12 protein-coding genes are annotated in these 13,414 nt (G+C 67.8%); all 12 read left to right on the forward strand.

Annotated features, from left to right (window positions below; all coding sequences use genetic code 11):
• The first annotated feature begins 43 nt into the window (after nucleotides 1-43).
• The 12 genes from VEC57_11280 to VEC57_11335 all read left to right on the forward strand — a co-directional run bounded on the left by VEC57_11280 (nucleotide 44) and on the right by VEC57_11335 (nucleotide 13,408).
• Complete coding sequence (locus tag VEC57_11280; protein HYB99700.1) at nucleotides 44-922, forward strand: outer-membrane lipoprotein carrier protein LolA; 879 nt, start codon at nucleotides 44-46, stop codon at nucleotides 920-922.
• 195 nt (nucleotides 923-1,117) lie between these two features.
• Nucleotides 1,118-1,606: a YajQ family cyclic di-GMP-binding protein gene (locus VEC57_11285; protein HYB99701.1), complete on the forward strand. Its 489-nt coding sequence runs from the start codon at nucleotides 1,118-1,120 to the stop codon at nucleotides 1,604-1,606.
• 35 nt (nucleotides 1,607-1,641) lie between these two features.
• A complete protein-coding gene (rimO, locus tag VEC57_11290; protein ID HYB99702.1) occupies nucleotides 1,642-3,000 on the forward strand; it encodes a 30S ribosomal protein S12 methylthiotransferase RimO in 1,359 nt (452 codons plus the stop codon).
• Between the two features lie 58 nt (nucleotides 3,001-3,058).
• Nucleotides 3,059-3,484: a TraR/DksA family transcriptional regulator gene (locus VEC57_11295; protein HYB99703.1), complete on the forward strand. Its 426-nt coding sequence runs from the start codon at nucleotides 3,059-3,061 to the stop codon at nucleotides 3,482-3,484.
• Nucleotides 3,485-3,538: 54 nt separating this feature from the next.
• Nucleotides 3,539-4,873 carry a DUF4147 domain-containing protein gene (locus VEC57_11300; protein HYB99704.1) on the forward strand — a complete coding sequence of 445 codons (1,335 nt, stop codon included), beginning with the start codon at nucleotides 3,539-3,541 and terminating at the stop codon, nucleotides 4,871-4,873.
• A 10-nt stretch (nucleotides 4,874-4,883) separates the two neighbouring features.
• Nucleotides 4,884-5,639, forward strand: coding sequence for a 7-carboxy-7-deazaguanine synthase QueE (locus VEC57_11305; GenBank protein HYB99705.1), 756 nt, complete (start codon nucleotides 4,884-4,886; stop codon nucleotides 5,637-5,639).
• On the forward strand, nucleotides 5,636-7,345 hold the full coding sequence (locus tag VEC57_11310) for a glycerol-3-phosphate dehydrogenase/oxidase (GenBank protein HYB99706.1): 1,710 nt from the start codon (nucleotides 5,636-5,638) through the stop codon (nucleotides 7,343-7,345). The genes VEC57_11305 and VEC57_11310 overlap by 4 nt, the downstream gene beginning before the upstream one ends.
• 130 nt (nucleotides 7,346-7,475) lie before the next feature.
• The gene (locus VEC57_11315; GenBank protein HYB99707.1) at nucleotides 7,476-8,615 is read left to right on the forward strand and encodes a phosphotransferase; all 1,140 of its coding nucleotides are present in this window, start codon (nucleotides 7,476-7,478) and stop codon (nucleotides 8,613-8,615) included.
• A gap of 1 nt (nucleotide 8,616) precedes the next feature.
• Nucleotides 8,617-9,225, forward strand: a complete 609-nt coding sequence (folE, locus tag VEC57_11320; protein ID HYB99708.1) for a GTP cyclohydrolase I FolE — start codon at nucleotides 8,617-8,619, stop codon at nucleotides 9,223-9,225.
• 137 nt (nucleotides 9,226-9,362) lie between these two features.
• Nucleotides 9,363-10,514, forward strand: a complete 1,152-nt coding sequence (locus VEC57_11325; GenBank protein ID HYB99709.1) for an alanine--glyoxylate aminotransferase family protein — start codon at nucleotides 9,363-9,365, stop codon at nucleotides 10,512-10,514.
• A 4-nt stretch (nucleotides 10,515-10,518) separates the two neighbouring features.
• Nucleotides 10,519-12,099, forward strand: coding sequence for a phosphoglycerate dehydrogenase (serA, locus tag VEC57_11330; GenBank protein HYB99710.1), 1,581 nt, complete (start codon nucleotides 10,519-10,521; stop codon nucleotides 12,097-12,099).
• A gap of 4 nt (nucleotides 12,100-12,103) precedes the next feature.
• On the forward strand, nucleotides 12,104-13,408 hold the full coding sequence (locus VEC57_11335) for an adenylosuccinate synthase (protein ID HYB99711.1): 1,305 nt from the start codon (nucleotides 12,104-12,106) through the stop codon (nucleotides 13,406-13,408).
• Nucleotides 13,409-13,414 lie beyond the last annotated feature (6 nt).

The following is a 13,414-nucleotide window of genomic DNA, read 5'->3' on the forward strand; positions in this document are numbered from 1 at the left end:
TCTCGGGAAGCAATCGACGGTGTCCTCTGCTAGACGGGCGGCCGTGACCCCGGCCAAACTCGCTCGTCTTTCGCTGGTTGCACTGCTGTCCGCACCGCCGGCGTTGGCGCAGGAGGCGGCGCCGGCCAAGCCAGCTCCGACCGTCAAAACGGCGCCGCCGGCCAAGGTGAAGAGCGCGCCGGCGCAGCAGAAGAGCGGCGGCGAGAAGAACGCGCCGGCGGAGCAGAAGCCTGCCGACAAGTCGGCGCCGGCGGCAGCAAGCTCCAATGACAACATCAAAAAGGCTGCCGAGGCCGCTGCCAGGGCCGCCGCCAGGCTCAACCCGAACGCCTCCGACCCGGAAGCCGAGAAGATCTGGCGTGCGTACGAGCAGCGCTGGGCCGAAACCGAGGACTACGCGGCCGGCTTTCGCCAGATCATCGAAGTGGCCGACGTCGGCACCAAGGTCGAGAGCGCCGGCCGGTTCTTCTTCGCCAAGCCCGATCTGGTTCGCTGGGAGTATACGGAGGGGCCGCCACAGACGGTTGTCGGAGACGGTCAGACGATCTGGCTGTATCAGCCCGATCTCGAACAGGTGTACAAGATTCCCTACTCGAAGGCGTTCGGGCGCGGCGGGCTGGTCGCGCTGCTTGCCGGTCGCAAGGGCGTGGCCGAGCGGTACGTCGCAACGCTGAAACGCCCCGATCCGGCAACGGTGCTCATTCATCTCAAGCCCCGCGAGCAGGGCCATGAGGATCTCGAGGTGAAGCTGGATGCGCAGACGTTCGATCTGCAGGCGGTGACGGTTCGTGACGCTGCCGGATCGGTGACGCAGATGACGTTCGCGGAGCCGCAGCGAAATCGCGGCAGCGACAAGGCGCATTTCCTGTTCACGCCGCCGTCGGGTGTCGACGTGATCACCGACCCTCAGCCTGGGTTCTGAAGCTGGATGGGCGGATTGGCCGCTCGCGTCCGCGCATAGCGCCCCATCTGCTGCGTTGTCGGCGAGATCGCTCGCTGCAGCGTACGGGAAGTACGCTTCCGCTCGCACTACTCGCCTCCGCCTTGCATCTGGGGCACTCTGCGCGGCCGCGCCTGGGCGGGCGGGGCGAGAATTTTCGGAAAGGATTGCAGCACGATGCCGTCGTTTGATGTGGTTTCGAAGATCAACTGGCACGAAGTCGACAACGCTCTCGGGCAGGCGGTCAAGGAGGTGGGGCAGCGCTTCGACTTCAAGAACTCGGACACCAGGATCGAGCTGGTCAAGCAGGAGGCGTTTCAGATCGAGTCGTCCGACGACTTCCACGTGAAGGCCTCGCTCGAGGTTCTCGAGGGCAAGCTGGCCAAGCGAGGGATCTCGCTGGCCGTGCTGGACCGCGGACCCATCGAGCCGGCCGGCGGCGCTCGCGCCCGTCAGAAGATCAAGCTCAAGGCCGGCATCGATGCCGAGACCGCCAAGAAGATCGTCAAGGACATCAAGGCAACGAAGATGAAGGTGCAGGTGGCGATCCAGGGCGACAGCCTGCGCGTCAGCGGCAAGAACCGCGACGATCTGCAGGAGGCCATTGCGTTCCTGAAGAAGAATGACTACGGCCAGCCGCTGCAGTTCGAGAATTTCCGCGACTGAGCGACGTCGCCTGCCAGCCGCATTCCGCCCGCAACATGAGCAAGAAACCGCAGATCCAGGACCCGACCGCATCGAGGAAGATCTTCCTTGCGAGGCTGGGGTGTCCGAAGAATCAGGTCGATGGGGAGCTGATGATCGGGCGGGCGCTGGCGCAGGGGCACGAGCTCGTCGACAGCCCCGACCAGGCCGACGTGCTGGTGGTCAACACGTGCGCGTTCATTCAGGAGGCGCGGCAGGAGTCGGTCGATACGATCCTGGAGCTGGCTCGCATCAAGGCGCGACAGGAAGGGCGGCGCCTGGTCGTCACCGGTTGCATGGCCGAGCGCTACGGCGCCGAGCTGACCGCATCCATTCCCGAGATCGATGCGATGGTGGGCACCGGAGCGCTCGACAGCTTCCCCGCGGCCATCGACAGCACCGGCGGCGTCATCTTTCGCGGCGACAAGCATTATCTGCCGGCCGCGTGGATGGAGCGCAGGGTCACCGAGACCGACGGCTCGGCCTACCTCAAGGTCTCGGAGGGATGCGATCACGAGTGCTCGTTCTGCGTCATCCCGTCCTTTCGCGGCAGACACGAGAGCCGCACGATCGACGACGTGGCGGCCGAGGCCGAGCGGCTTGCCGGGGCCGGCATCGTCGAGCTCAACCTGATCGCGCAGGACCTGTCGGCCTACGGACGTGACCGCGGCCTCAAGGACGGCCTTGCGCAGCTCCTGTGGCGGCTCGGCCGCGTGGCGGGGCTGGAGCGCGTGCGCTGCTTCTATCTCTACCCGAGCACGCTCACCGACTCGGCCCTCGATGCCATCGCCAACGTCGGGAACGTCGTGCCGTATATCGACATTCCGCTGCAGCACGCCGACGGCGAAATCCTGCGCCGGATGCGCCGCCACAGGGACACCGGGCAGGTGCGACGCATTCTCGAACGGATCCGCGAGCGCGTGCCCGGGGCTGCCATCCGCACCTCCTTCATCGTCGGATTTCCCGGCGAGACCGAAGAAGCTTTCGGTCGTCTGTGCGATTTCGTTACCGAATCGCGCTTCCATCGCATCGGCGTCTTCACCTACTCGCCCGAAGAGGGCAGTGCTGCGTTCGATCTGCCCGACCCCGTCGATGCTCAGGTTGCCGAATATCGGCGCGACGCGCTTCTGGCCCTGCAAGAGCCCATCAGCGCGGGTTGGCTTGCGGACGAAGTCGGACAGCGGCGGCGCGTTCTGGTGTGCGGTCGCGACGAGGATGGTCAGTGGTACGGCCGCACCGATCTGCAGGCGCCCGAGATCGACGGCGTGACGTTTCTTACGGAGCAGGTCGCGGAGCAGCGCGGGCGGCTCATCGACGTCGAGATCACCGGCAGCGACGGCTTCGATCTGTTCGGAAATGTTTCGCCTGCGGATTGACGGCGGCCAAGACCGTCATTAAGGTATCGCGCCTTTCGGGACAGGGAGTGCGCACGGCATGAGAAAACGCGACCGAGACAAGTTTCAGACCAAGCTCCTGGAGATGCGCAAAGAGATCATGCGCGTCATCAAGGACGACATGAAGGAAGGGCGCGAGGGCGAGGCCGGCGAAGGTCGCGACACGTACGATATCGCCAGCGACGAGCGCGATCGCGAGATCAACCTCCTGCTCGGCGACCGCGAGCGCAAGAAGCTTCAGCTCATCGACGATGCACTGGCGCGCATCGACTCGGGTGAGTATGGCGAGTGCGAGGAGTGCGGCGGTGAGATCGCGGCCGGACGCCTCGATGCCATGCCCTTCACCCGCCTGTGCGTGACCTGCCAGGACGAGTACGAGCAGGCGCAGCGCACGATGCACTCGGACGCCGGCGGCATCACGGCTCCCCGCCTGCCCGGCGCCGACGCCGAAGACGACAACTACTGATCTGCACGCTCGCGCCGGCCGGCGGCGCGAGCATCCTTTCCTCCTCAAACGATCGTGCCCACCGCCTCCCTGCGCAGCCACGCCCTGGCCGCCTGGCATGCTGGGCTTGCGGCCGTCGATGCACGAGCGGCAACCGCGCGTGCGCTTTCGGCCCGCGCTGATCTGTCGCCGTCCGATCCGTCCACCTTGGTCGTGGCCGCAGGCAAGGCCGCCGTTTCGATGATGCGCGGCGCGCTTCCCGTGGCGCGCGGAATCGTGCTGGCGCCGCCCGAGGTGCCCGCCGGCGATCTTCCGCCGGCGGTGACGGTGCTGCGCGGCGGACATCCGGCCCCGACGCGCGAAGGGATCGAGTCCTCGCTGGCGATCCTCGAAGCCGTGCGGGGCTTGCGCCAAGGCCAAACGCTCCTGTTCCTGTTGTCCGGCGGCGCCTCGGCTCTGCTGGAAGCGCCCAGCGACGATGTCGAGCCAGGCGATCTCATCGAGACGCACGGGCTCCTGGTCGGCAGCGGCGCCGACATCGGCGACATCAACCGCGTTCGCGCCTGCCTGTCGGCCGTCAAGGCCGGAGCGCTGCTGCGTGCGGCGGCCCCTGCACGCGTGGTCACGCTGGCCATCAGCGACGTGCGCGGCGACGATCCGGCCGTCATCGGATCGGGTCCGACGTTCCCGCAGCCGATCGACGCCAGCGCTGCGTGGCAGCTCGTGCAGGGCCTGGGGCTGCGGCTGCCGCGTTCGGTGCAGGCGCGCCTCGAGCGGCTCGCGCATCGGGTCCAGGACCACGACGCGGCCGTGCGCGCGCACGGCGACGTCGACTACCGGATCATCGCGTGCGCAGCCGATGCCGCCGGCGCCGCAGGCCGGGCGCTCCAGGCCGACGGCTACCGCGTGACGCAGCTCGAGCTTGCGGGCTCCACCGAAGAGGCCGCCGCAAGAATCGCCGCCGCTCTTTCGCCGCTCCAGGCCGCGGGTGCGGCGGCGGCCATCGTGGCGGCGGGAGAGACGCTCGTTCGGCTGCCGCAGGGCGCGGCGGGTCGCGGCGGCCGCAACCTCGATCTTGCCGCGCGTCTTGCCATCGCGATGGGGGAGCACGCGCAGAGGCAGGTCGCCGTCGTCTGCGCCGGCACCGATGGACGCGACGGCTCCAGCACTGCCGCCGGCGGCGTCGTCGATACGCGAACTGCCGCGCGTGCAGCCGCCGCCGGCCGCGACCTTCGGCGCGCGCTGGCAGCCTTCGATACCGAGCCGGCTCTCGCGGCCGCCGATGCCCTGCTCGTCACCGGCCCCACCGGCACCAACGTCGGCGACCTGCTCGTTGCCGTCACCGGCGCGGGCCCGCAGCCTGCGGCCGTCGAGAGAATTCGAGGCGCACGCGGCCCGGGTTCGTGCTAAGGCTCCCGGGATGTCGGCGGCAGCGGACAAGGCGTATCTGAGCGAGATCTTCGCGTCGTTTCAGGGCGAGGGCTCGCGCGTAGGACAGCGTCACCTGTTCGTGCGCTTTGCCGGCTGCAACATCCGCTGTCGCTGGTGCGACACTCCCGCCTCGCTCGTGCGCACGCCGGCCTGCAGCGTCGATTATCCCGGCGGCGAGCACACCCAGCTCGACAACCCCGTCTCCTGGAAGGATCTGGCGGCGATCATCGACCGCTGCTGCAAGGAAGACCCGACGATCGCCATGATCGCCATCACCGGCGGCGAGCCGATGGTGCAGAGCGCGTTCCTTTCCCATTGGCTCTCGTGCGCGCCGCCGCCGGTGCCATGCCTGCTCGAGACCAACGCGATGCTCGTGCACGGCCTGTCTTCGGTGCTGCCGCGCATCGCGCTGGTCTCGGCGGACGTCAAGCTGCCGTCCAACAGCGGTGAGGGCGAGCTCTGGGACCGCCACCGCGCATTCCTCGAGGGCTGCCGCGGCACCGAGCTGTACGTGAAGATGCCGGTGGATGCGGCAACCGATGCGGCCGAGGTCGAGCGCGCCGCGCGCCTGGTCGCCGAATGCGCGCCGGAGGCCACGCTGTTCGTGCAGCCCATCACCGCGCCCGACACGCCGCAGTGGCAGATCGATTCGGCTCGTCTGGCCGAGTTGGCCGCCGTCGCCGCGACGGTCGTGGCGGACACGCGCGTCCTTCCGCAGATGCACAAGCTGGTCGGCGTGCGATGACGACCCACGCCTCCCCGGTCCAATACCGCGAAGTGACGTGGCGCCTGCTCGGCAGCGAGCTGTTCGACGTCTGCATCATCGGCGGCGGCATCAACGGTGCGGCCGTGGCGCGCGATGCAGTGCTGCGCGGCATGACGGTGGCGCTGCTCGAATCGAACGATTTCGCCTCCGGCACCAGCAGCCGCTCCAGCAAGCTCGTGCACGGCGGCGTGCGCTACCTGCAGCAGGGCGACGTCGCGCTCGTGCTCGAGTCGTGCCGCGAGCGCGATCTGCTGCGCACGCGCATCGCGCCGCACCTGGTGCGCGCGCAGCGCTTCGTCTTTCCGATCTACGACGACGACTCGGTGCCGGTCTGGCAGCTTCGCATCGGCCTGACGATGTACGATCTGCTGGCCGGCTTTCAGAACCTGCAGCGCCACAAGCCGCTGAGCGCGGCTCAGCTGCGCGAGCGCGAGCCGGCGCTGGCCACCCACGGCCTGCGCGGCGGCGCGCTCTACTACGACTGCTGGACCGATGATGCGCGCCTGACGCTGGAGACGGCGCTGGCCGCTCGCGCCGCAGGCGCTGCGGTGCTCAATCACGCGCAGGTCGTCGCATTCGACAAGGATGCCACCGGACGCCTGACGGCAGCCTGCGTCCTGGATCGCCTCAGCGGCGAGTCGGTGACGGTGCGCGCGCGCTCGTTCATCAACGTCGCCGGGCCCTGGCTCGATCACGTCCGCCGCATGGACGATCCCGGCGCGCCGCCGCGGCTGCGGCTGACCAAGGGCGTGCACGCCGTCTTCGACCGATCGCGCATCGGCAACAACGACGCGATCGTCATGCGCGGCGTCGACGGCCGCGTCATGTTCGCGATCCCCTGGCAGAGCCAGACCGTGGTGGGCACCACCGATACGTTCTACAGCGGCGACCCGGGCGACGTGCGTGCCGATGGCGACGACGTCGACTACATCCTGGCTGCCGTCGCGCGGACCTTCCCCGGCGCCAACGCCACCGCGCGGCACATCATCAGCACGTATGCCGGGCTGCGGCCGCTGGTCGCGCCCGAGGATGAGCGCTCGGCTTCCGACGTCAGCCGCGAAGATCAGATCTTCGAGAGCCCCTCCGGGCTGATCTCGCTCGGCGGCGGCAAGCTGACCACGCACCGGCACGTGGCCGAGATCCTCGTCGATCATGCGGCCGAGCGCGTCGGGCGCCGCGTCGGACGCTGCCGCACGGCCGACGTGCCGCTTCCGGGCGCGGTCGGTGTGGAGCCGGGCGAGGCGCTCCCCGATACGCCCGAGACGCGCGAGGAACACATCCGTACGCGCTACGGCGCTCTTTGCGGCGAGGTCGCCGCGCTGGTTCGCGAGGACGAGCGGCTCGGGCATCCGCTGGCGGGCGATCTTCCCGACCTTCTGGCGGAGGTCGTGCACGCCGCCGATTACGAGATGGCATGCACGCTCGAGGACGCGCTGCTGCGCCGCATGCACGTCGGCCTTCGCAGCAGGGAGCGCAGCGATGTCCTTCGCCTGGCAGCCGAGGTCATGGGCCGGCGCCTGGGATGGGACGCGGCACGCACGCAGCAGGAGATCGAGCGCTGCCAAGAGAGGCTGCGTCTGGACAGCGAAGGCTTCACGAGCCGCATCGACGAGCGCGAGGGAACCGCCTCGATGAGCCATCGCGAAGACGCGCCCGATGCTGCACCGAGTGCGGCAAACACCTGATTCCGCACCCGAAACGAACCACCGCCGGGCCTCGATCCGGAAAAAAAATCTTGACTTTGCCGTGGGCCGCCGACATACCCCCGGGCGCTGGTTTTTTCTGCTGTGGTCCCACGCAGCAATCGAGCCCCGGATGCCGCTGCAATCGTTAGGTCTGGACAAGAAAGCCCTCGGCGACATCGCCGCCGAGTATGGGCTCGGCAAGATCGGCCCGACCAGCGCGGCCATCCCGGAGTGGGGCAGCAAGCGCTACATCCTCGAGGTCAGCAAGACCAACTACGAGCTGCAGGTGCGCTCGCTCGAAGACGAGTTCGATCTGCGTCGCGAGCTCGAGCTGCTCATGTTCCTCGAGAAGCATTCCTTCCCGAGCCCGCGCCCGGTCAGTGATCGTCGCGGGCGCCAGTTCATCGAGCGTGAGGGACACTACCTCGTCCTCTACAAGATGCCGCTCGGCAAGCAGGCCGTCGGCGATCAGCTCAGTCTGAAGGCCGTGCACAGCATGGGGCGGGTCCTTGGCCAGCTCCACATGGTCGGGCGCGGCTACAAGAAGGCGATCGACAACCGCTTCGGCTTCGACCGCATCTTCGAAGCATACGCCGCCGTGCGCCGGCGCATCCCGCCGTACTTCAAGAAGATCATCCGCACGCTCGACGAGGAGACCGAGTACCTCGGGAACTACCTCGAGACCAAGCTTCCCAAGGGCATCATCCACGGCACCGTGCACTGCTACGGCATCCTGGTGCGCGGCGATCAGGTGGTGTGCCTCGGCGACTTCGATGCGGCCTGCCGCGGCAAGTACGTCTTCGACCTGGCCACGGCCGTCAACGCGATGTGCTTCGTCGAGGGTGGCTATTCGCTCGAGCGCTTCGAGGCGCTGATGGCGGGCTACGAGTCGCTGCGCACGCTGTCGCTGGCCGAGTGGGACAGCTTCCCCAACGAGCTGCGTTTTGCGGCGCTGCGGTTCGCCGTCACGCGCCTGTGCGAGTTCTTCGAAGGCGAGCCCGACGAGCAGAACCGCATCAACACCGACTTCCGCGAGTACCTCGATCGCCTGCGGGTGCTTCGTCGCGAGAAGGAAGGCGGCATGGAAGGGCTGCTCATGGCGATGGCCACCGGCTACGACTACCGCAAGTACCAGCGCGTCAAGTCGGGCGACTACGAGGGCGACGAGGAAGGCGCGGAGGACATGGTCGGCGAGGCCGAGGAAGCCGAGGATCTCGAGGAAGACATCGGCGGGGACGACTTCGACGAAATCGACGACAACGAGGACTGACGTGGCCGAGTCCGACGAGCAGAAGAGCGGGCGCAAGGCCGTCGAACACGACGCCGGCGACGGCGAGCAGAACGTCCGCAACATCCTCACTCTTCTCGGCGAGGATCCCGATCGCGAAGGTCTCAAGAAGACCCCGGCCCGCGTCCTGCGCGCGCTGAAGTTCCTGACCAAGGGCTACGACGAAGATCCCCGCGCCATCATCGGGGACGCGATGTTCACCGAGAGCTACTCGGAGATGATCATCGTCAAGGACATCGACTTCTTCTCGATGTGCGAGCACCACATGCTGCCCTTCTTCGGGCGCGTGCACGTCGCCTACATCCCCGACGGCAAGATCGTCGGCATTTCCAAGATCGCGCGCATGGTCGAGACGTATGCGCGCCGCCTGCAGGTGCAGGAGCGAATGACCGAGCAGATAGCCCAGACGATCAGCGAGATGCTCAATGCCACGGGCGTCGGCGTGGTCTGCGAGGCCGAGCACATGTGCATGCGCATGCGCGGCGTCGAGAAGCCCAATTCCGTCGTCGTCACCAGCGCACTGGTCGGCGTCTTCCAGAGCAGGGAGACGCGCCAGGAGTTCATGAACCTCATCGCGACCAAGATGAGGTAGCGCCTCGCCGGTGCGTAACGCCCGGCGTTAAATTGACATCCCGATCAGGCGGGAATACGTGATGCCGGGACTGCCCGAGGCTGACCCAGCCTGCTGCGGGTAATACGACTCCCACCCAGGCCTGTTCTCGAGTTGAAATGTTGAAGAAGTACCTGCTCGCGCCCGGCCCCACGGCCGTGCCGCATGAGGCGTTGCTCGCGATGGCGGCGCCGATGATCCACCACCGCACGCCGCAGTTCAGCGAGATCTTCCGCCAGGCGGCCGAGGGCTCGCGCAAGATGTTCGGCACCGAGCAGCCCGTCCTGATGCTGTCGTCGAGCGGCACGGGGGCGATGGAAGCGGCCATCACCAACACGCTCAGCCCCGGCGACACGGTGCTGGTGGTCAACGGCGGCAAGTTCGGCGAGCGCTGGATGGAGATCGCCCGCACCTACGGCCTCGGCGTCGTCGAGGTTCCGGTCGAGTGGGGCTACGCGGTGACGCAGGAGCAGGTGGCCGACGCGCTCAAGGCCAACCCGGGCGCCCGCGCCGTTCTCATGCAGCACAGCGAAACCTCCACCACGGCCATCCATCCGGTGGAGAAGGTCGCCGAGCTGACACGCAACACCGATGTTCTGCTGATCGTCGACGGCATCACCTCGGTCGGCGTGGTCGACTGTCCGATGGACGCCACCGGCATCGACGTCCTGGTCACGGGCTCGCAGAAGGCGATGATGCTGCCTCCGGGCCTGGCCCTGATCGCGCTGAGCGAGAAGGCGTGGGCCGCCAGCAAGGCTTCGAAGCTGCCGCGCTACTATTTCGACCTGGCCAAGGAGCGCAAGAACCTGGCCGACAACACCACGGCCTACACGCCGGCGGTGACGCTGATCCTGGGCCTCAAGGCCGTCTACGATCTCATCGATGGCGAGGGAGGCTGGCCCGAGGTCTATCGCCGCCATCAGGTGCTGGCCGAGGCCACGCGCCGGGGCGTGGAGGCGGCGGGGCTGAAGCTGCTGGCTCCCACCGCGCCCAGCCCTGCGACGACGGGGGTCTGGGTGCCCGAGGGCGTCGACGGCGGCAAGCTGACCAAGCACCTGCGCGACACCATGGGCGTGACCGTGGCCGGAGGGCAGGGCAAGCTCAAGGGCAAGATCTTCCGTCTCGCCCACATCGGATACGCCGACACCTTCGATGTCATCGTCGGGCTGGCGGCAGTGGAAATGGCCCTCAGACACTTCGGCGTCGACCTCGCCTTCGGACGCGGACCGGCGGCGGCGCAGGAAGTGCTTCTCCAGATGTACAAGAAGTAACGACGTGGCACGCATCCTCGTTTCCGACAAGCTCGACAAGCAGGGCCTCGACATCCTTCTGTCCACGCCCGGCGTGGAGATCGACGACAAGCCCGGACTTCCGGCCGATGAGCTCGAGAAGATCATCGGCAACTACGACGGCCTCGTGATCCGCAGCGGCACCAAGGTGACGGCCAGGCTGCTGGAGGCTGCAACCAGTCTTCGCGTCATCGGCCGCGCCGGCATCGGCGTCGACAACGTGGACGTGGAAGCCGCCAGCAAGCGCGGCGTCATCGTCATGAACACGCCCGGCGGCAACAACGTCACCACCGCCGAGCACACGATTTCGATGATGCTGGCGCTGGCACGCCACATTCCGCAGGCGAACGCGACGCTGAAAGCGGGCCAGTGGAAGCGCAACGACTTCGTCGGCACCGAGATCTGCGGCAAGACGCTCGGCGTGGTCGGCATGGGCAACATCGGCTCCATCGTCGCCGAGCGCGCCAAGGGCCTGTCGATGAAGGTGATCGCGTACGATCCGTTCATCACCGAGGAGGCCGCGGCGCGTGCCAACATCGAGCTGGTGACGCTGGATGCGCTCTTCTCGCGCGCCGACTTCATCTCGGTGCACACGCCGCTGACTCCCGAGACGCGCGGCCTGATCGGCACGCGCGCCTTCGGCCTGATGAAGAAGGGCGCGCGCCTCATCAACTGCGCGCGCGGCGGCATCGTCGACGAGGATGCGCTGCTGGCCGCGCTGGAATCGGGGCAGATCGCCGGCGCCGCGCTCGACGTGTTCGCCGAGGAGCCGCCGCCGGCGAATCACCCGCTCGTCATGCATCCGCGCGTCGTGGCCACGCCGCATCTCGGCGCCAGCACGGGCGAGGCGCAGCTCAACGTCGCCATCGCGGTGGCCGAGCAGATCCGCGACTTCTTCCTCGACGGCACCATTCGCAATGCCGTCAACGTGCCGTCGATGTCGGCGGAGATGGCCGGGCTGATGGCGCCGTACATCACGCTGGCCGAGAAGATCGGCAGCCTGCATGCGCAGATCGCCAAGCGTGTGCCGACCGAGGTGCGCATCGAGTACAACGGCGACGTCGCCGAGCTCGACATCCGTCCCGTCAATGCCGCCGTGCTCAAGGGGCTGCTCGCGCACGTCCTGGACATGCCGCTGAACGCGATCAACGCGCCGTTCCTTGCCAAGGAGCGAGGCGTCAAGATCGTCGAGGTTCGCAACCGAGACGCCAAGAATTTCACGAGCTCGGTGCGCGTGACGTTCAGTGGTCCCGGCTCCAAGCAGGTGATCGAAGGCGCCGTCTTCGGCGGCAAGATCACGCGCCTGGTGCGCTTCGACGACTTCTTCCTGGAGGCGACGCCGGAAGGCTACATCCTGATCCTGCACAACCGCGACGTCCCCGGCGTGGTCGGACGCCTGGGCACGTTCCTGGGCAAGCACGGCATCAACATCGCCGGGCTGGTGCTGGGGCGCACGGGCTCGGAGGCCGTCTCATTCTTCACGGTCGACTCGCCGCTCAACGCGGCGCAGCTCGAGGAGCTTCGCGGCCTGCAGGACATCACCAGCGCACAGATGGTGCGCCTGTAGAGTGGTGAAAGCCGCACCCAGGACCGTCGTCGTCGTCGGCCTTCAGTGGGGCGACGAAGGCAAGGGCAAGATCGTCGACCTGCTGTCGGGCAAGGCCGACATCGTCGTCCGCTTCCAGGGCGGCAACAACGCCGGCCACACCCTGGTCGTGGACGGGCAGCAGACCGTGCTGCACCTGGTGCCGTCGGGCGCGCTCCACGAGAAGACGACGTGCGTGATCGGCGGCGGCGTGGTCGTCGATCCCACGGTCCTCGTGCGCGAGATCGACGCGCTGCAGGCGCGCGGCTTTCTCAAGGGCTCGCGCTCGCTGTTCATCAGCCAGGAAGCGCACGTCATCCTGCCCTACCACAAGGCCATCGATCAGGCGCGCGAGCGCAAGCGCGGCAAAGGGATGATCGGGACCACCGGCCGCGGCATCGGGCCCGCGTACGAGGACAAGTACGCGCGCACCGGAATCCGCATGGCCGATCTTTGCCGGCCCGAGCACTTCTCGCAGCGCCTGCACGAGATCCTGCAGGACAAGAACGACTACCTGCACGCGATCCTGGCGCAGGACCGCCTCGACTTCGATGGCATGATCGCCGAGCTGCTCGAGTGCGGGCGGCGCCTGGCGCCTCTGGTCACCGACACCTCCGCGCTGGTGGATGCCGAGATTCGCGCCGGCAAGCACGTGCTGTTCGAGGGCGCGCAGGGATTGCTGCTCGACGTCGATCACGGAACGTATCCGTACGTCACCTCCTCCAACACCGGCTCGGGCGCGGTCTGCAACGGCGCCGGCATCGCGCCCAAGCTGATCGGAAACGTCGTCGGCATCTCCAAGGCCTACACGACGCGCGTGGGCAGCGGGCCCTTTCCGACCGAGCTCACCGACGCGCTCGGCGATCACCTCCGCAACGAGGGCGGCGAGTTCGGCGCCACCACCGGCCGGCCGCGCCGCTGCGGCTGGTTCGACGCCATCGTGGTGCGCAAGGGCGTGCGCTTGTCCGGCGTCGACGCGATCGCGCTGACCAAGCTCGACGTGCTGACGGGAATCGATCCGCTGCGCGTGTGCATCGGCTATCGACTGGACGGCAAGCCGACCTACGCGGTGCCGGCGCTGACCGAGGATTTCGAGCGGGTGGAGCCGGTCTACGAGGATCTGCCGGGCTGGCACGAGCCCATCACCAACGCGCGAACGGTCGATGAGCTGCCCGCCAACGCGCGCGCCTACGTGCGGCGCCTCGAAGAGCTCGTTGGCGTTCCGGTCGGCATTCTCTCGACCGGGCCGGGGCGCGAGCAGACGATGATCCTGACCGACCCGTTCGCCTGATCCGAC

The organism is Candidatus Limnocylindrales bacterium (assembly GCA_035626395.1).
Taxonomy (GTDB): domain Bacteria; phylum Desulfobacterota; class Binatia; order UBA1149; family CAITLU01; genus DASPNH01.

What these genes read in the sequence shown, in the direction of transcription:
- VEC57_11285 (HYB99701.1), top strand. Translation starts at nt 1,118, where the DNA reads ATGCCGTCGTTTGATGTGGTTTCGAAGATCAACTGGCACGAAGTCGAC.
- rimO (HYB99702.1), top strand. Translation starts at nt 1,642, where the DNA reads ATGAGCAAGAAACCGCAGATCCAGGACCCGACCGCATCGAGGAAGATC.
- VEC57_11295 (HYB99703.1), top strand. Translation starts at nt 3,059, where the DNA reads ATGAGAAAACGCGACCGAGACAAGTTTCAGACCAAGCTCCTGGAGATG.
- VEC57_11305 (HYB99705.1), top strand. Translation starts at nt 4,884, where the DNA reads ATGTCGGCGGCAGCGGACAAGGCGTATCTGAGCGAGATCTTCGCGTCG.
- VEC57_11310 (HYB99706.1), top strand. Translation starts at nt 5,636, where the DNA reads ATGACGACCCACGCCTCCCCGGTCCAATACCGCGAAGTGACGTGGCGC.
- VEC57_11315 (HYB99707.1), top strand. Translation starts at nt 7,476, where the DNA reads ATGCCGCTGCAATCGTTAGGTCTGGACAAGAAAGCCCTCGGCGACATC.
- VEC57_11325 (HYB99709.1), top strand. Translation starts at nt 9,363, where the DNA reads ATGTTGAAGAAGTACCTGCTCGCGCCCGGCCCCACGGCCGTGCCGCAT.